Annotated in this window: 17 protein-coding genes; 3 read left to right on the top strand and 14 right to left on the bottom strand. The window is 67.4% G+C overall.

Translation table 11 applies throughout. The annotated features are described in order from the left end of the window. Positions 1-17: 17 nt before the first annotated feature. Together ABD210_RS07145 and ABD210_RS07140 are read left to right on the top strand one after the other, a co-directional pair. Positions 18-1,163 carry a phytanoyl-CoA dioxygenase family protein gene (locus tag ABD210_RS07145; RefSeq protein ID WP_344110066.1) on the top strand — a complete coding sequence of 382 codons (1,146 nt, stop codon included), beginning with the start codon at positions 18-20 and terminating at the stop codon, positions 1,161-1,163. A 10-nt stretch (positions 1,164-1,173) separates the two neighbouring features. Continuing rightward, positions 1,174-2,175, top strand: a complete 1,002-nt coding sequence (locus ABD210_RS07140; protein WP_344110064.1) for a Gfo/Idh/MocA family protein — start codon at positions 1,174-1,176, stop codon at positions 2,173-2,175. A gap of 336 nt (positions 2,176-2,511) precedes the next feature. Here the strand turns inward: ABD210_RS07140 and ABD210_RS07135 are convergent, their stop codons facing one another. The 13 genes from ABD210_RS07135 to ABD210_RS07075 all read right to left on the bottom strand — a co-directional run bounded on the left by ABD210_RS07135 (position 2,512) and on the right by ABD210_RS07075 (position 16,460). After that, positions 2,512-4,008, bottom strand: coding sequence for a CoA-acylating methylmalonate-semialdehyde dehydrogenase (locus tag ABD210_RS07135; protein ID WP_344110062.1), 1,497 nt, complete (start codon positions 4,006-4,008; stop codon positions 2,512-2,514). Further along, on the bottom strand, positions 4,005-4,871 hold the full coding sequence (locus tag ABD210_RS07130) for a sugar phosphate isomerase/epimerase family protein (protein ID WP_344110060.1): 867 nt from the start codon (positions 4,869-4,871) through the stop codon (positions 4,005-4,007). Before ABD210_RS07130 ends, ABD210_RS07135 begins: the two co-directional genes overlap by 4 nt. Continuing rightward, a complete protein-coding gene (locus ABD210_RS07125) occupies positions 4,868-5,884 on the bottom strand; it encodes a Gfo/Idh/MocA family protein (RefSeq protein WP_344110058.1) in 1,017 nt (338 codons plus the stop codon). Before ABD210_RS07125 ends, ABD210_RS07130 begins: the two co-directional genes overlap by 4 nt. Continuing rightward, positions 5,881-6,756, bottom strand: a complete 876-nt coding sequence (locus ABD210_RS07120) for an ATP-binding cassette domain-containing protein (RefSeq protein WP_344110056.1) — start codon at positions 6,754-6,756, stop codon at positions 5,881-5,883. The genes ABD210_RS07125 and ABD210_RS07120 overlap by 4 nt, the downstream gene beginning before the upstream one ends. Further along, positions 6,753-7,799 (bottom strand): ABC transporter permease, encoded by a 1,047-nt coding sequence (locus tag ABD210_RS07115; protein ID WP_344110054.1) that lies wholly within the window; start codon positions 7,797-7,799, stop codon positions 6,753-6,755. The genes ABD210_RS07120 and ABD210_RS07115 overlap by 4 nt, the downstream gene beginning before the upstream one ends. A gap of 10 nt (positions 7,800-7,809) precedes the next feature. After that, positions 7,810-8,814, bottom strand: a complete 1,005-nt coding sequence (locus ABD210_RS07110; RefSeq protein WP_344110052.1) for a substrate-binding domain-containing protein — start codon at positions 8,812-8,814, stop codon at positions 7,810-7,812. 82 nt (positions 8,815-8,896) lie between these two features. After that, complete coding sequence (locus ABD210_RS07105) at positions 8,897-9,793, bottom strand: TIM barrel protein (RefSeq protein ID WP_344110050.1); 897 nt, start codon at positions 9,791-9,793, stop codon at positions 8,897-8,899. Beyond that, the gene (gene iolD, locus ABD210_RS07100; RefSeq protein WP_344110048.1) at positions 9,793-11,706 is read right to left on the bottom strand and encodes a 3D-(3,5/4)-trihydroxycyclohexane-1,2-dione acylhydrolase (decyclizing); all 1,914 of its coding nucleotides are present in this window, start codon (positions 11,704-11,706) and stop codon (positions 9,793-9,795) included. The genes ABD210_RS07105 and iolD overlap by 1 nt, the downstream gene beginning before the upstream one ends. Positions 11,707-11,833: 127 nt before the next feature. Continuing rightward, on the bottom strand, positions 11,834-12,724 hold the full coding sequence (iolB, locus tag ABD210_RS07095) for a 5-deoxy-glucuronate isomerase (RefSeq protein WP_344110046.1): 891 nt from the start codon (positions 12,722-12,724) through the stop codon (positions 11,834-11,836). A 46-nt stretch (positions 12,725-12,770) separates the two neighbouring features. Further along, a complete protein-coding gene (locus ABD210_RS07090) occupies positions 12,771-13,643 on the bottom strand; it encodes a Cgl0159 family (beta/alpha)8-fold protein (protein WP_344110044.1) in 873 nt (290 codons plus the stop codon). Further along, complete coding sequence (gene iolC / locus ABD210_RS07085; protein ID WP_344110042.1) at positions 13,640-14,581, bottom strand: 5-dehydro-2-deoxygluconokinase; 942 nt, start codon at positions 14,579-14,581, stop codon at positions 13,640-13,642. The genes ABD210_RS07090 and iolC overlap by 4 nt, the downstream gene beginning before the upstream one ends. Continuing rightward, complete coding sequence (locus ABD210_RS07080) at positions 14,581-15,462, bottom strand: sugar phosphate isomerase/epimerase family protein (RefSeq protein WP_344110040.1); 882 nt, start codon at positions 15,460-15,462, stop codon at positions 14,581-14,583. The genes iolC and ABD210_RS07080 overlap by 1 nt, the downstream gene beginning before the upstream one ends. Further along, positions 15,459-16,460, bottom strand: coding sequence for a Gfo/Idh/MocA family protein (locus ABD210_RS07075; protein ID WP_344110038.1), 1,002 nt, complete (start codon positions 16,458-16,460; stop codon positions 15,459-15,461). The genes ABD210_RS07080 and ABD210_RS07075 overlap by 4 nt, the downstream gene beginning before the upstream one ends. A 241-nt stretch (positions 16,461-16,701) precedes the next feature. Between ABD210_RS07075 and ABD210_RS07070 the strand changes: the two genes are divergently transcribed. Further along, the gene (locus ABD210_RS07070) at positions 16,702-17,439 is read left to right on the top strand and encodes a GntR family transcriptional regulator (protein ID WP_344110036.1); all 738 of its coding nucleotides are present in this window, start codon (positions 16,702-16,704) and stop codon (positions 17,437-17,439) included. 120 nt (positions 17,440-17,559) lie between these two features. On the opposite strand, the gene ABD210_RS07065 is transcribed toward ABD210_RS07070, so the two are convergent. After that, positions 17,560-22,422 (bottom strand): NAD-glutamate dehydrogenase, encoded by a 4,863-nt coding sequence (locus ABD210_RS07065; RefSeq protein ID WP_344110034.1) that lies wholly within the window; start codon positions 22,420-22,422, stop codon positions 17,560-17,562. Between the last annotated feature and the right edge of the window lie 57 nt (positions 22,423-22,479).

Genomic DNA, 22,479 nt, shown 5'->3' with positions numbered 1-22,479 from the left:
AACGAGAGGAGCCACCAATGAGCAAAGTCTGGCTACGCGCCGAGGACGCGAGACTCGAGGACCTCCTGCAGGTCCTCAAGGAGCAGACCGATGCCGCCGACTACCCGTATGCCGAGCGCATCGAGCAGCAGGTCCCCCTGTACGACGCCACGCGCATCCGCGAGGAGGATCCCCGGCAAGTGCAGACGGAGTTGGCGAAGGCGCTCAGCGAGGGACCCGGGATCGTCGTACTGAAGGGTGCCTTCGGCAATGAGGTGGTTGATGCGACGACCGCCGAGTTCAACCGGATGATCGTGGACCAACGCGAGGCCGGAACCGCCGCCGGCGACCACTTCGCCAAGCCGGGCGCGAACGACCGCGTCTGGAACGCGCTGGAGAAGCTGGCGATCAGGGCTCCCGAGGTGTTCGCCGCCTACTATGCGAACGACCTGCTGGCACTGGTGGCGAACGCCTGGCTCGGACCGGCGTACCAGCTGACCTCGCAGGTGAACGTTGTGAATCCAGGAGGTGAAGGTCAGACCGTACATCGGGACTATCACCTCGGCTTCCAGTCGAACGAGGTCGCGGCTCTCTACCCTGCTCATGTGCACAGGCTGTCGAGCGTGCTCACCCTGCAGGGAGCGGTAGCGCACTGTGACATGCCGGTCGAGACCGGGCCGACGCTGTACCTGCCGCACTCGCACAAGTACGAGCTGGGCTACCTCGCTTGGCGGCGCCCGGAGTTCGGCGAGCACTTCGTCGCCAATCACGTGCAGTTACCACTGGAGAAGGGAGACGCGGTGTTCTTCAACCCGGCTCTCTTCCACGCTGCCGGCAGCAACCACTCGGAGTCGATCAGGCGGATGGCGAACCTGCTGCAGATCTCGTCCGCGTTCGGCCGGGCGATGGAGAGCGTCGACCGGGTCCGGATGGCGGTCACCCTCTATCCCGTACTGCGCGAACTCGGGCAGGATGGCGCCTTCGGTCTGGACAACGTGATCGCGGCGTGCGCCGAGGGATACGCTTTTCCGACCAACCTGGACCGGGACCAGCCGATCGGCGGCCTCGCCCCACAGACCCAGGCTGACCTCGTCCGGCAGGCCCTCGACGAGGACTGGCCGGACGACAGCTTGCAGCAAGCCCTCGACGAGCACGCCGTACGCCGCCGCACGGACGACATCTGAAGGAGAAGGCATGGAACCGCTTCGCATCGGTATCCTCGGCGCCGCCCGAATCGCGGGCAGGGCCATCGCCGAGCCCGCCAAGCTGACCGGCGCCCGGCTGGTCGCCGTCGCCGCGCGGGATTCCGATCGAGCCGAGGCGTTCGCGGCGGAACACGGAGTCGAGCGGGTCCATGCCTCCTACGACGACGTCATCAACGATCCCGAGGTCGAGGCGATCTACAACCCGCTCGCCAACGGACTACACGGTCCGTGGAACCTCAAGGCCATTGCCGCGGGCAAGCACGTGCTGACGGAGAAGCCGTCGGCCAGCAACGCCACCGAGGCCGCGCAGGTCCGCGACGCGGCTCGCGAGCGGGGTGTCACGGTGATGGAAGGCTTCCACTACCTCTTCCACCCGGTGACCCGCAGGCTGCAGGAGCTACTGGCGAAGGGGGAGCTCGGCGACCTGCAGCACGTCGAGACGACGATGGTGATGCCGCCGCCCGCGGACGACGATCCGCGGTGGTCATTGGCTCTTGCCGGTGGGGCCGTCATGGATGTCGGCTGTTATGCCTTGCACGCGCAGCGGATGTTCGCGCCATGGGCGGGCGGGCTGCCGAAGCTGGCGAACGCGCGCGCCGGTGAGCGCAAGCGGGTGCCGGGCGTCGACGAGTGGCTCAACGCCGACCTGGTCTTCCCCAACGGCGCGACGGGCGCGGTCCGCACCAGCATGGCCGCCGAGGAGGTCGACTTCAGCTGCCGCATCGTCGGGACCCGCGGAGAGGCCTTCGCGCCGAACTTCGTGCTCCCTCACCTGGACGACCGGGTCACAGTGAAGACCAAGGAAGACACCTGGGTCGAGCACCTGGGACGGAAGTCGTCGTACACCTACCAGCTCGAGGCGTTCACCGCGCACCTGCGCGAGGGAACGCCGCTACCGATCGACGCGGACGACGCAGTCGACACGATGGAACTGATCGACGCCTGCTACCGCGACGCGGGCCTGCAGCCCCGCCCGGTCAGCCAGATCTGACCTCTACTACGGAACGCCGCGCCGGCACCGGTACTGCGGCGCCGCGCCGGCCGTGTGCTGCGGACGCGGCCGGCTGAGCTTGCAGCTCATCCGGCCGCCGCATGCAACCTACTTGCGACCCTGCTTGGTCGGCGGCACGATCACGCTGTCGCTCGGGTTGGCCTTCGCCTGTTTAGGTTGCTTGGGTTTGCGGACTTCGCGTCCGCCTTTGTTCTTTGCCATGAGGCACTCCAGGGCTCGACTCGGATGGCTGGGCCCGTCCGGGACGGGCCTCGTACGCCGCGGTACTCCTCATGCCCCGGTGGTTGTCCTCGACGCTACACCCTCACACCCACCTCAGTCGTGGGTCGGGAAACCCAGGTTGAGGCCGCCGTGGGACGGGTCCAGCCAGCGGGAGGTGATGACCTTTCCGCGGGTGAAGAAGTGGACTCCCTCGGTGCCGTGGGCATGGGTGTCACCGAAGAGGGAGTTCTTCCAGCCACCGAAGGAGTAGTACGCCATCGGGACCGGGATCGGGACGTTGACCCCGACCATGCCGACCTCCACCTCCGTCTGGTACCGACGGGCCGCGCCGCCGTCGTTGGTGAAGATCGCCGTGCCGTTGCCGTAAGGGTTCGAGTTCACCAGGTCGAGCGCCGCGTCATACGAGGGAACGCGGACGACCGAGAGCACCGGACCGAAGATCTCGTCGGTGTAGATCGACATGTCCGGTGTGACCTTGTCGAACAGGGTCGGGCCGAGCCAGAAGCCGTCGTCGCCACCGTCGAAGGGTCCTTCGCGGCCGTCGACGGTCAGTTCGGCGCCCGCCTCGACGCCCGCCTCGACGTACCCGACGACCTTCTCGCGGTGCTGGCCGGTGACGAGCGGTCCCATGTCGCAGCCTCGCGTTCCGTCGCCGGTCTTGAGCGTCGCCATCCGCTCGCGGATCTTGCCGATCAGCTCGTCGGCGACCGGCTCGACCGCGATCAGCGCGGAGATCGCCATGCAGCGCTCTCCCGCCGAGCCGAAGCCGGCGTTGACCGCGGCGTCCGCGGCCAGGTCGAGGTCGGCGTCGGGTAGCACGACCATGTGGTTCTTCGCGCCACCGAGCGCCTGGACCCGCTTGCCGTGGGCCGTGCCGGTCTCGTAGACGTAGCGGGCGATCGGGGTCGAGCCGACGAAGGAGACGGCCTTGATGTCCGGGTGCTCGAGCAGCCGGTCGACGGCCTCCTTGTCGCCGTGCACGACGTTCATCACGCCGTCCGGGAGGCCGGCCTCCTTCCAGAGCGCGGCGACCGCGTTCACCGCCGACGGGTCCTTCTCCGACGGCTTGATCACCACGCTGTTGCCACAGGCAACGGCGATCGGAACGAACCAGAGCGGGACCATCGCGGGGAAGTTGAACGGCGAGATCACCGCGACCGTGCCGAGCGGCTGGCGGATCGAGTACACGTCGACGTTGGTCGACACGTTCTCACTGAAGCCGCCCTTCATCAGGTGCGGGATACCGCAGGCGAACTCGACCACCTCCAGACCCCGGGTCACCTCACCGAGCGCGTCGGACAGCACCTTGCCGTGCTCGGCGGTGATCAGTGCGGCGATGTCCTCCTTGCGCTCGTTCAGCAGCTCGCGGAAGGCGAACAGCACCTGCGCGCGCTTGGTCAGCGACGTCTTGCCCCAGGCTTTCGAGGCGTCGTTCGCGACCTTGACGATCTCGTCGACGGTCGCGGCCGAAGCCAGGTCGAGCTCGCCGGTCACCTCACCGGTGGCGGGGTTGTAGACCTTTCCGGTGCGCTCGGAAACACCCGTCCAGGGCGTCCCGCCGATCAGATGGGTGATTCGCTCAATGCTCACAGCTGCATCCCTTGCTTCATCAGTAAGTCGGTGATCTTCTCGCGCATGAACGTGCTCGATTCCCGGGCACGTTCCTCCCAGGCGAAGACACAGGCAGTCACGGTGCCGTCGAAGCCGATCGTCGCCAGGCTCGCGAACAGCTCGTCGAAGTCGACCTCGCCCTGGCCGATGTCCAGGTGCTGGTGCACCCGGACGGTCGAACCGGGCGGGTTGACGATGTAGCGCAGACCCGACGACCCGGTGTGGTCGAACGAGTCGGCGACGTGGATGTTGGTCAGCAGCTCACCCGCATAGCTGATGATCCCGGGGGCGTCGTTGCCCATGTGGAAGGTGTGCGGCGCGCAGTACAGGAAGCTGACCAGCGGGTGGTTGATGCCGCGGATCAGGTCGATCGCGGCCTTGCCATCCTCCTCGAAGTCGTCCGGGTGCGGTTCCAGCACCAACCGGACGCCCTCGGCCTCGAAGACCGGCAGTAGTTCCTCCATCGAGCGCCAGAACTGCGACTCACTCCGGGCCGCCTGTTCCGGCCTGCCGTTGAACTCGGAGTTCATCACGTCGACGCCGAGCTCGGCGGTGATCCGGATCGCGCGCTTCCAGTACCGGACCGCCGCCTGCCGCTCGTCCTCATCAGGCCCCGACCACTTGTACAGCGGGAGCACCGACGAGATCCCGACCCCTGCGGCGTCCAGCTCGGTCCGGAAGGCCGCCACCCTCGCGTCGTCCACCCGCGGGTGGTTGAAGAAGGGCAGGAAGTCGTCCCGGGGCGAGAGCTCCAGCCACTCGTAGCCGAGATCGGCGACGAGACCGGGCAGTTCCAGCAACGGAACCCGCCGGAACATGTAGGGGTCGAGGCTGAGTTTCACCCGAGCACCTCGCTACGGCGTACCATCTCGACCTCCACCGGACGGCGTTCCTGCAGCGACTGCACGCCGGCCGTGCAGACCGCGGCGGCGGCATACCCGTCCCAGGCCGTCGGGCCGTCGATCTCACCCTTCGCCGCGGCGTTCACCCAGCGCTGGACCTCGATGTCGTACGCCAGCCCGAAGCGGACCCGGAAGTCGTCCGGCACCGCCCCTCCCCAGTGTCCGGCCTTCTTGGTCAAGACGTCGACACCGAGGCCGATCGCCGCGCTGCCCTGCTCCGCCACGGCCTCGCAGCGCACCTCGTACCCGACCTGGAAGTTGACGAAAACCTCCACGTCGGCGATCGCGCCGTTCGCCATCTCGAACACCGCGAACTGCGGGTCGAGCACTCCCTCACCCACCAGGCTGGTGGGCGTCGGGGCGTGCACGGTGATGCGGACGATCTCGTCATCGAACAACCAGCGCGCCACATCGACCTCGTGCACCAGGGAGTCGCGCACGATCATCTCGCTGCGGAACGTCTCCGGGACGGTCTTGTTCCGGTGCACGTTGTGCAGCAGCAGCGTCCGGCCCAGCTCACCCGAGTCGAGCAACTGCTTCAACGCCGCGTACTCCGGGTCGAAGCGGCGCATGAACCCGACCTGGATCAGCGGCCGTCCTACCTTGTGCTCAGCCTCGACCACCCGCAAGGACGACTCGGCGTCCATCGTGAGTGGCTTCTCGCAGAGCACCGGTTTGCCGTGCTCCAGGCACGCCATCAACTGCTCGGCGTGGGCGAAACCGGGGGACGCGATGATCACCGCGTCCACCTCGGCGTCGCCGACCAGCGCCAGCGGATCGTCGATCACCCGTACGCCGTCGAGCGCAGTGGCCAGGGCCGTCGCCCGGGCCACGTCCGGGTCGGACACCGCGACCAACCGGGCGCCCGAGATCCGACTGGCCACCCGCTCGGCATGATCGGCACCCATCATCCCGACACCGATGATGCCGACCCTGAGGTCCTGCTGTGTCATGCGTTCTCCAATGGGGAATGAATCCTGACCGGCCCCTGGGTTGGTTGCACCACGGCCGTCGCGTCGACCCCGCGGAGCTCGTGGCTGAGCGCCTCGAGCTCGGAGCCGCCGGCCATCTCGTTGGTCAGCTGTTCCAGGGTGATGTCGGCTCGATGGGTGTCGAGCGCGACGCGGCCCAGCTTGAGGACGACGAAGTGGTTGCCGACCAGGTAGGCGTGGTGCGGGTTGTGCGTGATGAAGACGACGCCCAGACCGGCGTCGCGTGCCTTCACGACGTACTTCAGCACCACTCCGGACTGTCGCACGCCGAGAGCGGCGGTCGGCTCATCCAGAATCAGCACCTTGGCACCGAAGTAGATCGCCCGCGCGATCGCGATGCACTGGCGCTGGCCACCCGACAACATGCCGACGGGCTGCTCCAGGTTGGGGAGCGAGATCCCCATCTTGGTCAGTTCCTCACTCGCGATCTTCTTCATCTTGGCGGCGTCGAGCGTGCCGAACGCCTTGGTGATCTCGTTGCCGAGGAAGAAGTTCCGCCAGACCGACATCAGCGGAGCCAGCGCCAGGTCCTGATAGACCGTGGCGATCCCGCTGTCCATCGACTCGCGCGGAGAGCTGAAGTGCCGCTCCTCGCCGTTCACCGAGAAGATGCCGTCGGTGTGCTCGTGCAGGCCGGCGATGATCTTGATCAGCGTCGATTTGCCCGCGCCGTTGTCGCCCAGCACGCACGTGATCTCACCCTGCCTGACCGACAGGGAGACCCCACGCAGCGCGTGCACGTTGCCGTAGCTCTTGCCGACGTCGTCCAGGTGGACGATCGGCGTGTTCGGGCTGGTGCTCGCCTCTTCGGCGAAACTCTCGGTCGTGGTCATCTCAGATCCGCCCTCTTCTTCACCACGAGGTTGACGATTGTTGCCAGCAGCAACATGACGCCGAGGAACGCCTTGAACCAGTCGGCGTTCCAGTGCGCGTAGACCACCCCGAGCTGGGTCATGCCGAAGATCAAGGCACCGATCGCCGAACCAACCACCGAGCCGAAACCGCCGGTCAGCAGACAGCCGCCGACGACCGCGGCGATGATGTAGATGAACTCCTTGCCGACACCCTCGCCGGACTGCACGCTGCTCTGGGTGAAGAGCAGGTGCATGCCGGAGAACCAGGCGAAGAACCCGACGGTCATGAACAGGCCGATCTTGACCTTCTTGACCGGGACACCGACGGCCCGAGCCGCCGCCGCGTCCCCGCCGACCGCGAAGATCCAGTTACCGATCCTCGTCTTCAGCAGCACCCAGGTGCCGGCGACGACGAACAGGATCCACCAGACGATCAGGATCTTCACCGTGACCGGTCCGACCTTGAACTGGGAGGCGAAGATCTTCGAGGCGGAGGTGTAACCGTCCATGTCGCTGATCGAGTTCGACGACACCGAGCCGGACATCAGCCGGGTGACCGCGAGGTTCAGGCCCTGCAGGATGAAGAACGTACCCAGCGTCACCAGGAAGCTAGGTAGACCGGTCCTCATCAGCAACCAGCCGTTGAAGGCGCCGATCGCCAGCGATACCACCAAGGCGACCAGGACCCCCACCCAGACGTTGGTGCTGAACTGGAACGAGAACAGCGCCGCGGTGAGACCTGAGGTGGTGACGGCGACGCCCGCCGACAGGTCGAACTCGCCGCCGATCATCAGGAGTGCGACCGGAACGGCCATCACGCCGATCAGAGCCGCCTGGTAGACGATCGTGCCGCTGGCAGCGGGGTCACGGAAGGTCGGTGCGGTGATGAGGAAGAACACCAGCACCACTGCGGCGCCCACGAGGGAGCCGATCTCTGGCCGGCTGAGGAGCCGGGCGCCGAGCGAGCGACTGCTCACCCGGTCGTCGACCGCCGTCGGCGGTTTGACGAGTGTCTCTGTCATGATCCTTACCTCATCGCGTGCCGTTGGCGGCGAACTTCTCGACGGCGGCGACGTTGTTCTTGTCGATGAACGCCGGGCCGGTCAGAGTGGCCTGTCCGCCACCGATGGTGTTGCCGTTCGTCTTGTAGAGCCACAGGCTGTCCACAGCCAGGTAACCCTGTACGTACGGCTGCTGGTCGACGGCGAACTGGACGTCACCGGACTTGATCGAGCTGATGAGCTCTTTGTTGGTGTCGAAGGTCGCCACCTTCGCCGAGGATCCGGCGTCCTTGGCCGACTTCACCGCGGCCAGCGCGAACGGCGCACCCAGGGTCATCACGTAGTCGATCGACTTGTCCTGCTGCAGCTTCGACGTCATCGTGGTCTGGCTGCCGGGCATGTCCGTGCCGGTGATGTAGATCTTCTCGGTCGTGCCGCTGAACTTCTCCTTCACGCCCTGGCACCGAGCTTCCAGGCCGACGTGGCCCTGCTCCTGGATCACGCAGACGACCTTCTTGGCCCCCAGTTCGCTGAGCTTCAAACCCGCGGCCTGACCGGCGATCCGCTCGTCCTGCCCGAAGTAGCCGAGCACGCCCTTGGTCTTGGTGTTCCAGACGTCGATGCCGCCGTTGAGAGCGACGACCGGCACGCCGGCGGCGACGGCCTTGTTGACGTTGGCCGCCATCGCGTCCGGCTTGGCCAGGGTCACGGCGATGCCGTCTGCCTTGGAGTCGATCGCGGTCTGCACCAGGTTCGCCTGTCCGGCGCCGTCCGGGTCAGCTGAGTACTGCAGTTCCACGTTGTCCTTCGCCGCGGCCGCCTCGGCGCCCTTGCGAACCAGGTCCCAGAACGTGTCACCAGGGGCCGCGTGCGTGATGAGCGCGACCTTCATGCGCGGGGTGTTCGCGACGTTGCCGGCGGCCGCCCCCGTGTTCTGTTCCGCCTTCTTGCCGCCCGAGGAGCTACAGGCGCCAAGCGCCACGACCAGGACCAGGGCCGCCCCCGTGGCCACCGCCTTCTTCTGCCACCGAACCATGAGTACAACCAGCCTTTCAGACGTTCCGCGGTAACGCCGCGGCGTTGGGTGTGACCAGAGAGAGTGCATACTCTGCTGGCCGTCAAACGGATACACCACCCCCGTGGGTCATGAGGTACGACAGCGTCCGCTCCGCGATCGGCAGCGGCACGTCGGATGGACAGGGATATAGATCCTGCTCGACGATCGCGAACAGGTCGACGTCGAGCTTCGACAGCGCATCCAGCACCGGCGGCAGGTCGGGGACACCTTGCGGCGGCTCACACATCACCCCCCGCTTCACCGCCTCACCGAAGCCCAGTCCCTGCTCGATGACGGAGTCCAGCACATTCGGATCGACCTGCTTGAGGTGCACGTAACCTATCCGGTCCGGGTAGTCCTGGATCAGCTTCAGGTTGTCACCGCCGCAGTAGCTGATGTGCCCCGTGTCCAGACACAGGTTGACGTGCTCCCCGTCGGTCTCGGCGAGGAAGCGTTCGACGTTCTCGTGCGTGTCGACATGCGCGTCGGCGTGCGGGTGGAACTGTGTCTTCAGCCCGTACTCCGCGGCGATGCGCCGACCGAGCTCGGTCATCTGGCGACCGTGCCGCGTCCGGCTCTCGTCGTCCAGCGGCGGCTCGACGATCTCGCCGGTGACCGAGTCCCGCCACATCGACGGGATCACGACGAGATGCTTCGCGCCCATCGCGGCGGTCAGTTCCGCCACGGCCGACACGTCACGCCAGGTCGACTCCCACGAGTCCGGCCGGTGCAGGTGCTCGAAGATCGTGCCGGCCGTCACCTCGAGGCCGCGCTTGTCCAGCTCTTCCTTCAGCCGCGCGGGATCGGTGGGCAGGTAGCCGTACGGTCCCAGCTCGATCCGCGTGTACCCCGCGGCGGCGACCTCGTCGAGGAACCGCTCCCACGGCGTCTGCTGCGCATCGTCCGCGAACCAGACGCCCCAGGAGTCCGGCGCGCTGCCGACGTTGACCTTGCCCATCAGAACTCCCCCTCGACAGGTGCGAGATACGGCCGTTGTGCCTGCTTCGATTCCTCGTACGACGCGGATGCGGTCCGGGTGGACTCCAGCGACGAGACCTGGCTGACAGGGACGTCCCACCAGGAATCGCTGTCGGGCGCGCCGATCAGCGGATCCGTCTTGACGTGGATCGCGATCGGCCCGGTCGCCGCCTTGGCCGTCCCGATCGCCTTCTCCAGCTCCGCGCGGCTGTTCACCTCGATCACCTCGACGCCGAGGCTCCGCACGTTCGCCGTGAGATCCACCGGCAGGTAGTCGCCGTCGAGCCGCCCGTCCCCGCTGCGCTTGCGATACGCGGTACCGAAGCGCTGGGAGCCGAGGGATTCCGACAGTGCGCCGATGGAGGCGAAGCCGTGGTTCTGCACCAGGACCACGATGATCTTCACGTTCTCCTGGACGGCCGTGACGAGCTCGCTGGACATCATCAGGTACGACCCGTCGCCGACCATGACGAAGACGTCGCGATCCGGTGCGCCGAGGCGGACGCCCAGGCCGCCGGCGATCTCGTAACCCATACAGGAGTAGCCATATTCGACGTGGTATCCCTTCGGGTCGCGTGTCCGCCACAGCTTGTGCAGGTCACCCGGCATCGAACCGGCTGCACAAACCACCACATCACGTGGCTCCGACAATTCGTTGACGACGCCGAGCACCTCGCCCTGCGTCAGTAGACCTTCCGCGAGGTTTTCCACAACCTCGGCAGGCGGGTTGTACGCCTGCTCGACGACTGCGTCCCAAACTCGTGCCAGCTCGGCGGTCAAATCCTTGTACTTTTCCTGTACAGACCAATCACCGATCGCAGACCGCAAGGAAACAAGGGCTTCCCGGGCATCTGCGACGAGAGGAAGGCCCGCATGCTTGCTACCGTCGAAGCGCGCGACATTGATGTTGACGAACCGCACGTCCGGGTTCTGGAAGACCGTCCGCGACGCCGTCGTGAAGTCGGCGAAGCGGGTCCCGATGCCGATCACCAGGTCGGCCTCGCGGGCCAGCGCGTTCGCCGCGGTCGTTCCGGTGGACCCGATCGCGCCCACCGACTGCGGGTGGTCGTAGCGCAGCGATCCCTTGCCCGCTTGACTTTCAGCCACCGGAATACCGGTCGCCTCCGCGAACTCGCGCAGGGCGTCCTGCGCCTGCGAGTAGGCCACCCCGCCGCCCGCGACGATCAGCGGCCGCTCAGAGGCCCGTAGGAGCCCTACCGCTTTGTCGACAATCGATGCCTCCGGCAACGGGCGGCTGACGTACCAGGTGCGCTCTGCGAAGAGCTCCTCCGGCCAGTCGTGGGCCTCGGCCTGGACATCTTGCGGCAGAGCCAGTGTCACCGCGCCGGTCTCCACCGGGTCGGTCAGCACCCGCATGGCGTTCAGCAGCGCCGACGGCAACTGCTCGGGCCGCCAGATGCGGTCGAAGTACTTCGACACGGGCCGGAACGCGTCGTTCACGGAGATGTCGCCGGCGGAGAAACTCTCCAACTCCTGCAGCACGGGCGTCGCCACCCGGGTCGCGAACACATCCGAAGGGAGGAGCAGGACCGGCAGCCGGTTGACCGTGGCGAGAGCTGCGCCGGTGACCATGTTGGTCGAGCCGGGGCCGATGCTTGCGGTGCAGGCGTAGGTCTGTAGGCGGTCGCGGGTGCGGGCGAAGGCAGAAGCGCTGTGCACCATGGCCTGCTCGTTGCGGGCCAGGATGTACGGCAGCGCTTCGGGATCATCGAGCTCAGCCTGCAACAGGGCCTGGCCGAGACCGGCCACGTTGCCGTGACCGAAGATGCCGAAGCAGCCCGCGAACAGCTTCTGCCGCTGCCCGTCGCGCTCCGAGTACTGGACGCTCAGGAATCGCACCAGTGCCTGGGCGACCGTGAGACGAACCGTCATCGCTGTCCTCCGATTGCCGTCATCGTTGTTCCGAAAGGTCGCCGCGGACGAGCCGTCCCAGGCCCAACCCGCTCAGGCCCAACCCGCTCAGGGCCAATCCGCTCAGGGCGAGCCGGGAAAGCCGTGGTCATCGGTCCTCCCCGAAGGGCAGCCGCGGATCGAGCTGCTGGGTGCTCCATAGTTCCCGGACCCAACCGTGTTGTGGGTCGTCGCTGATCAGCCACTCCCGCTCCGTACCAGGCCCGGCCATCACATTCAGGTAGTACATGTCATAACCAGGAGGCGCCATCGCCGGACCATGCCACCCATGAGGCACCAGCACCAGATCCCCACTGCGGACTTCGGCCAGTACGTCGATGGGGCGGTCCTCGGTGCCGTAGACCCGCTGGTAACCGATCGGGTCGTTGCCCTTGACACCTTCTGGGGCATCGTCGGACAGCTGTAGCTCGAAGTAGTAGATCTCCTCGAGCTCGCTCTCCTTGCCAGGCTTGTGCTCGTCGTGCTTGTGCGGCGGGTACGACGACCAGTTCCCGGCCGGGGTGAGAACCTCGCACGCGATGATCGAGTCCGCCTCGAGCACAGCCGGCGTGCCGAAGTTCCGCACCTGCCGGGAGGCGACCCCCGCACCCCGCAGTTCGGTCTCGACCTGCTCGACACCGATCCGCCGGAACGGGTAGTCCGACGCTGCCCGCGCGTGCGGGAAGGCGATCCGGGCGCCACCAGCGCTCACGACCGCCACAGTGGTTCCGCGCGGCACGTAGGCGAAATCGGTCGGGCCGGTGAAGACGTCGGCGCGACCACCTAGCGGAAGCGTCTCGCCGTCGACGATCACCTCGGCGGATCCGCTCAGCGGGAGCACCAGGTATTCGCAGTCGCCTGTGTCGAACTCGACGGACTGCCCGGGCCGCAGCGTTGCGACGTACAGGCCGGTGTGGTTCCAGTCCTGCTCCCCAGGACTGACCGCGAGCTCGAACCCATCCCGCGCGGTAGAACCCGCCGGGCGGAACCAGGACGTCATGCGGTACCTCCGGCGTTGGCTTCAGCGAGGTACGGGCGCAACGAGGTCATGCGGCACCTCCGTGCACTAGGGCGGCAGCTTGGTCTACGGCTGAGGCGACGTCGCCGTCCGGGGGGAACAGCAGGGCGCGGCCGACGACCAGACCGCGTACTGACGGCAGGCTCAGCGCCTTTCCCCAGGACGCAAAGGTTTCCTCGGGAGCGACAGTCGGATCACCGCCGAGCAGCAGGGTCGGCAGCGTTGTTGCCTCCATCACCCGATCCAGGTCGTCCACCACCGGCAGCTTGAGCCAGGTGTACGCGCTAGTCGCGCCGAGCCCCGAGGCGATGTGGACAGATTTGATCACCGAGTCGGGATCGAGCAGGTTGGTCACCCGGCCGTCGCGGCGTACCGACCAGAACGGTTCGACCATCGCCATCAGCTTCCGCTCCGCGAGATCCGTGACCGCGCGGGCGCTGCTCTCCAGGGTCGCCACCGTGCCGGCGTCCTCGAGGCAGATCCTGGTCAGCATCTTGCCGCCGTCGAGCCTGCGCGCGGCGATGTCCTCCGCGGAGCCATAAGCAGTGAAGCGGTCGTCGAGCTCGAACGACGCACCCTGCAGGCCGCCACGGTTCATCGAACCGATCACGACCTTGCCTTCGAGTGCACCGAGCAGCAGAAGGTCTTCCAGTACGTCCGGAGTCGCGAGTACGCCGTCGACATCGGGCCGTCCGAGCGCCGTCACGAGGCGGTCGATCAAAGCCGGCCGGCTCGCCATCGCCATCCGGTCGTCCCGCACGCCGAGGGCACCACGCGCCGGGTGGTCGGCCGCGACGATCAGCAGCCGCCCATCCTCGCCGACGAGTTCACGCCTGCGCCGCTGCTGCCAAGCCTCCGCGATCCGCTCCGGATGCCGAGCCCTGATCTCGGTCAGGTTCATGCGGACTCCCCCAGTAATGTCAGAACCTCGGCTTCGGTGGGCATCGCGGTCGAGCACTCCAGACGCGAGGCGACGATCGCGCCGGCGGTGTTGGCGAAGCGGATCACCTTCTCCAGGGGCCAGCCGGACAACAGGCCGTGGCACAGGGCACCGCCGAAGCCGTCGCCGGCACCGAGCCCGTTGACCACCTCGACCGGGAACGGCGGCACCTCGACCCGCTCGTCCCGGGTGCGCGCGAGAGTGCCCTTCGGGCCCTGCTTCACGACGGCCAGGTCGAGTCCGCGATCCAGCAGCGCCTGGGCTGCCTTGTCAGGATCGGTCTCGCCGACTGCGACCTCGCACTCCTCGCGGTTGCCGACGGCAACCGTGCAGTGCGCCAGGGCTCGGCTGACCTGCTCGTGGGCCTCGCTGGGATCGGCCCAGAACATCGGCCGGTAGTCCAGGTCGAGCACGGTGATCGCCTTGCGCTCCCGCGCCTCCCAGGCCGCGAAGTGAGCCGACCGGCTGGGTTCGGCCGACAACCCGGTCACCGTCGACCAGTAGATCCGGGCGTCCTTGATGGCCTGCAGATCCAGTTCGTCGGGGTTGATCACCAGGTCTGGCGCCTTGGGGAACCGGTAGAAGTACAGCGGGAAGTCGTCCGGCGGGAAGATCTCGCAGAACGTGATCGGCGTCGGCAGCCCGTCGACCCCGGTGACGAACCGGTCGTCCACGCCGAGTTCCCGCAGCGACCGGTGGATGAACTTGCCGAACGGGTCGTTCCCGGTCCGGCTGATCACGGCCGACTTGCGTCCGTGCTGCGCGGCCGCGACGGCGACGTTGGTGGCGCTGCCGCCGAGGAACTTGCCGAAGCTCTCGACATCCTCGAGGTGCGTGCCGGTCTGGAGCGGGTAGAGGTCGACCCCGATCCGCCCGATCGTCAGTACGTCGTCAGCCATCAGACCGCCTCGGCGATACGTCGCAGGTGGTCGATGCTGGCGCGGACGTCGACGACGGGTCCAGCATCACTCGGACGGCCCGGCAGGATCGTGTCCTGCTCGAGGACGTACCACCCGTCGTACCCGGCCTTCTCCAGCGCGCCGACGATCGTGCTCAGGTCGATGTCGCCCTGCCCGAGCGGGCGGTACATGCCCTGCCGCACCGCGTCGGTGTAGCTGACCTCGCCGGACTGGACCTTCTCGGCCCACGCGGCGTCGACGTCCTTCAGATGCGTGTGCAGGATTCGATCGGTGTGCTCGAGCGCGAGCGCCACCGGATCCACGCCGCCGATCAGCAGGTGACCGGTGTCGAGCGTGAGACCGATAGTGGATCCACGCAGTACCCGATCGACATCGGAGGCGTTCTCCACCATCGTGCCGACGTGCGGATGCAGCGTCGCGACAACGCCTTGCGCGGCCGCGATCGCGGCCACCTTGTCCAGATTGGCGAACAGGGTCTCCCACCCACGGTCATCCAGCACCGGGCGGTCGTCGTACCCGTCCTGCCCCGTCGCGGCGGCCAGCACCAAGGTGCCGGCCCCCGCCGCGACGAACCCCTCCAACGCCCGCGAAACCTCCGCGGACGGGTCCTGAGAAGGATCATGCAGTACTACGGGGACGAATCCGCCGACCGCGCGGAGTCCCAGATCGGCGAGCGTCTTCGCCTTCTCCGCCGGGTCATCGGGCAGGAACCCGTCCGGCCCGAACTCGGTCGCGGCGATCCCGACCTCGCGCATCTCGTCGAGCACCGTCACCGGGTCGTACTGCCACCCCCAGCCGGGCACCTCGCAGACACCCCACGAGATCGGGGCTCCCGCGATCCGGGCAGCAAGCTCACTCATCGGCCGATCTCTTCCATGTAGACGACGCGGTTCTCGTGGCGGGACAACTCACAGGCATCGGCGATCCGGAACGCCTGCAGCGCGTCGCTGACCGTGCAGGGGACCTCGCGGGTCCCGGCGACCACCTCGGTGAAGGCGGTCAGCTCGGCAACATACGCGGGGCGGAACCGGTCCATGAAGGTGGCGTGCGGTTCGCCCCCGGGGAACATGACGCCTGCCTCGGCGGACCTCAGCGCGGTGTGCTCGTCCAGCCCGACCGCGAGGGACCCCAGGCTGCCGAGCACCTCCATCCGGACGTCGTGGCCGGCTGCGTTGTAGCGGGTACCGCTGACCGAGACGAAGGTGCTGTCGTCGAGGGTCAACAGGGCGGCGGCCGCGTCGACATCGCCGTACTGGCCGAAGAAGGCCTCGCCGCGGTTCGCGCCGGTGGCGAAGACGCTGACCACCTCGCGGCTGGTGACGAAGCGGATGATGTCGAAGTCGTGGACCGTGCAGTCGCGGAAGAAGCCGCCGCTGGTCGGGATGTACTCCTGCGGTGGCGGGAACGCGTCGTTGGTGTTCGCGCGGATGTGGTGGACGAAGCCGAGCTCACCGGACCGGACCTGCTGCCGCGCTGCCTGGTAGCCGAGGTCGAACCGCCGCTGGAAGCCGATGTGCACCGGCACGTCCGAAGCCTCCACCACAGCGACGACTCGCTGGGTGTCGGCGAGATCGTGGGCGACCGGCTTCTCACAGAAGGTGGGCACCCCGGCGGCGATGCCGGCCGCGATCAGGTCGGCATGCGCGGAGGTCGCGGCCGCGATCACGAAGCCGTCGATCCCGCTCGCCAGGAGTGCGTCCACGTCCGGGGCGAACTCCAGCCCGAGGTCCTTGGCGACCAGTTCCGCCCGGCTCGCGTCGGCGTCGGCGACCACCACCTGTTCGACCGCCGGCAGACCCTTCAGCGTCGCGGCGTGGAACGCCCCGATCCGCCCGACCCCGACCAACCCGATTCGCATCCTCGACCCTCTCGTCACACGTTGACTGTGCAGTTTCGGTCCGGCTGCCGTGCTGGGCGCACCCCCGTGCCGCCCAGTCGGCCACCCGCCGCATCAACCGGTGCGAACGCGGCCTGCCGCGCTCTCGCAGTACGGGCCGTGTTCGCCTGGCCAGGATTGTCCGCTCCCGGAAAGGTGTCAATAGTTTGTTAGCACATTTTCACTTCGAGACATACAAACGTCCTTCATGTAACATCCAGCCATGGCCGCCCTGCCGATCCAGATCGATCGGACGAGCCCGGTGCCCCTCTATCACCAGCTCGCCGAGCAGCTGATTGCTGCCATCAGCGACGGCACCCTGCGCCCGGGCGACCCGTTCGAGAACGAGTTGGCGATGTCCGACCGGCTCAGCCTGTCCCGCCCGACCGTCCGCCGCGCGATCTCGGAGCTGGTGAACAAAGGCCTGCTGGTCCGCCGTCGCGGGATCGGCACCACCGTCGCCAACCAGATGGTGCACCGCAAGGCCGAGCTGACCAGCCTGTACGACGACCTCGCGCGCGAGGGCCGCACCCCTCGCACCGACGTGCTCTCGCTGCACTCCGAGGCGCAGGACGATCGCGCGGCCGAGGCATTGGGGCTGCCCACGGGCACGCCGCTGATCGCCATCGTCCGGCTTCGCTACGCCGGAGACGCGCCCCTGGCGATCATGCGCAACTGGTTGCCGCCGACTATGAACGACCTGACCGTCGAACAACTGCAGAAGGACGGCCTGTACGCCCTGCTCCGGGCGCGCGGGATCCGCCCGACCGTTGCGCGACAGCGGATCGGCGCCCGCAACGCGACCGCGGAGGAGCGCCGCACCCTGCACATGTCGAAGGCGGAGCCACTCGTCACGATGACCCGCAGCGCCTACGACGCCGACGGCTCCCCCGTCGAGTTCGGCGACCACTGCTACCGAGCCGACCAGTACTCCGTCGAGGTCGTCGTCTCCGACCGCTGAACCTCAGCGGGTCCGAGTCATCGCGTCCTTGAACGTCTACCAAACGTCCGAAGAGCCGGGGGGGCCCGCCCGCCAGCTCCTCGGACGCAAGGGCTCGAGCGCGAGGGCTCGAGCGCGAGGTTAGGCCTGGTTGCCGAGGAGGGTTCGGACCAGGCGGAGGCCCACGGACAGGTGAGCTAGTTCGGGGCCCTCGGTTTCGACGATTTCATCCATCATGGTGGCTGCGCGGGACAGGGCTGCTTCGTTCATGTCCTGCCAGGCGCGTACTCGGTCCTCGGGATCGGCGGACGCGTCCGTCATGGCGAGCACCTGGGCCGTCAGCCGGGCGTGCACCGCGTGCAGGTCGTCGCGAAGGGCCGCGCGGGCCATCGTCTGCCAGCGGTCCGTGCGCGGCAGGCCCACGATCCGCTCGAGGAACCTGCCGAGTTGCAGCCGCTCTCCGAGCGCGAAATGAACCTTGGCGACCTCCAGTACGTCGAGGTCGTCGCGGTCGGCGGTCTCCACGATGCCGAGCCCCGCGTACGCCGGCGGCAGCACCGCGATCCGGGTCGCGAACTCCTCCGAAACCCCCTTGCTGATCAGGGTTTCCCGGCGGTGCTCGAACAACGCCAGCTCGCGGCCCCGCAGTACGTCGGGCAGGGCGGACGTGAGCTTGGCGATGCCTGGCGAGAAGAAGTCGACCAGCTCGGCGATGTCGACCGGGGGACGCCGGTTGCTCACCAGCCAGCGGGTCGCGCGCTCGACCAGCGTGCGCGTTTCCAGCCGCATGTCCGTCTGGGTGTCCGCGTCGATGGTGTTGTCGAGCTCGGCGTTGCGTGCCAGCAGATCCGGCTGCGCGAAGATCCGGCTTGCGGCCAGATTCGCCCGTACTACGTCCTCCACCGAGCCGCCGGTCTCCAGCGAGAGCCGGTGGTACGCCGTGATGCCGGACGAGTTGACGAACTCGTTCACCACCTGGGTGGTGATGATCTCGCGGCGCAGCTGGTGCGACTGCATCGGCTCGGCGAACCGCTCCTGGATCACCTGCGGGAAATAGCTCGCCAGCTTGGAGGCGAGGTAGTCGTCGTCGGGCAGCGAGGTCTTCAGCAGCTCGGCCTCGAGCACGATCTTGGTGTAGGCGATCAGCACGGACAGCTCGGGCGAAGTCAGCCCACGCCCGTCGGCCTTGCGGCGCTTGAACTCGGCGACGCTCGGCAGGAACTCCAGCTCCCGGTTGAGCAGTCCCTGGCGCTCCAGCCGCCGCACCCAGTCGGCATGCACGTGCAGCAGCGCCGGCGCCTGAGCGGTCGCGTTGGCCAGGCCGATGTTCTGCCGGTAGTTGCTCTTCAGCACCAGCGCGGCGACCTCATCAGTCATCGATGCGATCACGTCGTTGCGCTGCTTCTCGGTCAGGTCGCCGTCGGCAACCACCTTGTCCAGCAGGATCTTGATGTTCACCTCGTGGTCGGAGGTGTCCACGCCGGCCACGTTGTCGATGAAGTCGGTGTTGATCCGCCCGCCCTTGGCGGCGTACTCGATCCGGCCGAGCTGGGTGAACCCGAGGTTGCCGCCCTCGCCAACCGCCCTGGCGCGCAGGTCCGCGCCATTGATCCGGATCGCGTCGTTGGCCTTGTCGCCGACGTCCGCGTGCGACTCGGCGGTCGCCTTGACGTAGGTGCCGATGCCGCCGTTCCAGAACAGGTCGACCGGCGCCTTCACGATCGCCTGCAGCAACTCTGCCGGCGTCAGCGTGGCCGGGTTGCCCTCCAGACCGAGCGCCTCGCGGACCTCCGCCGAGATCGGGATCGCCTTGTCGGTGCGCGGGTAGACGCCGCCGCCGGTGGAGATCAGCGACGCGTCGTAGTCCGCCCACGACGACCGCGGCAGCTCGAACAACCGGCGCCGCTCGGCGAAGGAGGCCGCCGCGTCGGGTGAAGGATCCAGGAAGATGTGCCGGTGGTCGAAGGCGGCGACCAGTTGGATGTGCTCCGACAGCAGCATCCCGTTGCCGAACACGTCACCCGACATGTCGCCGACACCGACGACGGTGAAGTCCTCGTTCTGGCAGTCGTGACCCAGCTCGCGGAAGTGCCGCTTGACCGACTCCCACGCACCGCGCGCGGTGATGCCCATCGCCTTGTGGTCGTAGCCGACCGAACCACCCGACGCGAACGCGTCACCCAGCCAGAACCCGTACTCCTTGGCGACGGAGTTCGCGATGTCGGAGAAGGTCGCCGTGCCCTTGTCCGCGGCAACCACCAGGTAGGCGTCGTCCCCGTCGTACCGGACCACGTTGCTTGGAGCAACAATCGAACCACCGGCGATGTTGTCGGTGATGTCCAGCAGCCCTGAGATGAACGTCTTGTACGACGCGACGCCCTCGGCCAGCCAGGCATCCCGGTCCACCGACGGATCCGGCAACTGCTTGGCGTAGAAGCCGCCCTTGGCGCCGACCGGCACGATCACCGAGTTCTTCACCATCTGAGCCTTGACCAGGCCAAGCACCTCGGTCCGGAAGTCCTCCCGCCGGTCCGACCAGCGCAAACCGCCTCGGGCGACCGCGCCGAACCGCAGGTGCACACCCTCGACCCGCGGCGAGTACACGAAGATCTCGTACGCCGGCCGCGGCTGCGGCAGGTCCGGAATGGCCTTCGGCTCCAGCTTCAACGAGATGTACGGCCGCGGCGAACCGTCGGGACCGGGCTGGTAGTAGTTCGTCCGCAAGGTTGCCCTGATCACGGTCAGGTAGGACCGCAGGATCCGGTCCTCGTCCAGGCTCTTCACCGTGTCCAGCGCGGCGACGATCTCCTTCTCCAACTGGTCGACCGCGTTCTCCCGGTCCGGGTCGTCCGCGGCACCGCGAGCCGGGTCGAAGCTGGTCTCGAACAGCTCGACCAGCAGGCCGGCCACGTCGACGTGGTTGAGGAAGGTGTTCTCGATGTAGTCCTGGCTGAACGGCGTGCCGCCCTGGCGGATGTACTTCTGGTAGGCGCGCAGGATCGACACCTGCCGCCAGCTGAGGCTGCCGCGGATCACCAGCGCGTTCAGCTTGTCCGACTCCGCCCGGCCCTCCCAAACGGCCTGGAAGGTGTCGGAGAAGAGCGTGCGGGTCTCTTCCTTCTCCTCGTAGTCGCTCGGGGCGCGCAGACCGAAGTCGTAGATGTACGCCGTGCCGCCGGGCCCGTGGATCTCGTACGGCCGCTCGTCGATCACCTCGACACCCATGTGGGTCAGGTGCGGCAACACCTGCGACAGCGACAACGCAGTACCGGTCCGGTAGACCTTGAAGCGGCGCTCGCCTTCCCACTCCTCGTCGAGCGGGGTGTAGAGCGACATCGCCAGGCCGTCCTGGGCCGGGAGTCCGGCCAGGACCACCGCATCCTTCACGGCGACCCTGGCGTCGAAGTCCTCCTTGTACGCCTCCGGGAAAGCACCTGCGTACTCGCTGCTGAGCCTGGTGACGGCACCGTCGCCGCCCAGCGCGTGCAGCGCCTCTCTGAAGTCGTCCTGCCACGCACGTGTGGCCTCGACCACCTTCTGCTCGAGCAGGTCGGCGTCGTACTCGCCCACGTTCTCGCCCTGCTTCATGCGAACCACGAAGTGCACCCGAGCCAGCACGGACTCCGTCACGTGGGCCGCGTAGTCCACCGAGTCCGCGCCGATCGCGTCCTTGAGGATCTGCTGCATCTTGAGCCTGACCGCGGTCGTGTAGCGGTCACGCGGCAGGTACACCAAGCAGGACAGGTAGCGGTTGTAGACGTCGCGGCGGATGAACAGCTTGACCGCGCGCCGCTCCTGCAGGTGCAGCACGGTCTGCACGATCGGCAGGAGGTCCTCCACCGGCGCCTGCAGCAGCTCATCGCGCGGGAAGGTCTCCAGCACGTCCAGCAGACCCTTGCCGCTGTGGCTGCTCGGATCGAAGCCGGTCAGCTTGAACAGCTCCAGCGCCTTGCGCTTCAGCACGGGCACCTGCATGACACTCTCGGTGTAGGCAGTGGACGAGAGCAGGCCGATGAAGCGCCGCTCGGCGACCGGCTCACCGTTCTCGTCGAACTGCTTGATGCCGACATAGTCCAGGTACGACGAGCGGTGCACCGTCGAGCGGGAGTTCGCCTTGGTCAGGATCAGCAGCTTCTTCTCCCTGGCCTTGGCACTCACCTCCGGCGGCAGCAGGCCGGCGTTCTTGTCCTGGCTCGGGTCCGGGCGGAGGATACCGAGCCCCGTGCCGGGGACACCGCGCAGTACACCCTGGTCACCGCGCATGGTGAACGCGTACTCGCGGTAGCCCAGGAAGGTGAAGTGCTCGTCGGCCAGCCACTCGAGCAGTTCCCGCGCGTCCTCGACCTCGTTCTCCGGCACCGGCAGCTTCGAGGCGTCCAGCTCGGCGGCGATGGAGACGGCCTTCTCGTGCATCTTCGGCCAGTCCTCGACCGCCTCGCGGACATCGTTCAGCACCCGCTGCAGCGCCTTCTCCAGCTCCCGGTGCTCGCTGGCGGGGATCCGCTCGATCTCCAGATGCATCCAGCTCTCCCGGACCAGGTCGTGCTCGTCCGCTGAGGCCGCGTCGTCGAGCACCTCCTGCAGGGCGCCGGTGACGTCACGCCGGACGACGAACTGCGGGTGTACCAGGAGTTGCAGCTCCAGGCCTCGCTCGGTGATCACCATCGAGGCGCTGTCGACCAGGAACGGCATGTCGTCGACCACGATCTCGACCACGGTCCGCCCGTTCGCGGACCAGCCGTGCTCCTCCACCGTCGGGGTGAAGACCTGCACCTTCGCGGTGCCCTGGGGACGCAGGGCGGCGGACTTGTAGTGGTGCTTCGCCGCGCCCAGACAGTCGGTCGGCTGCCGCTCGGCCACGTCCTCGGCCGCCACATAGTGGTAGTACCGCTCGAGGAAGGTCTTCAACTTGCCGGCATCGACCGACTTGTCGTGACCGTGTGATCCAGCGACCACTGCCCTGGCGAGAACATCCGCCTTCTGGACGTCCAGCTTGCTCTGCATTCCCCACCGTCTCCAAGTGACTTCGGCGCGCTCTGCGCCCGGCCGCACGCCTTTGTG

Source organism: Kribbella alba, from assembly GCF_039529635.1.
GTDB lineage: Bacteria > Actinomycetota > Actinomycetes > Propionibacteriales > Kribbellaceae > Kribbella > Kribbella alba.
This window is presented reverse-complemented; position numbering and strand designations above follow the sequence as displayed.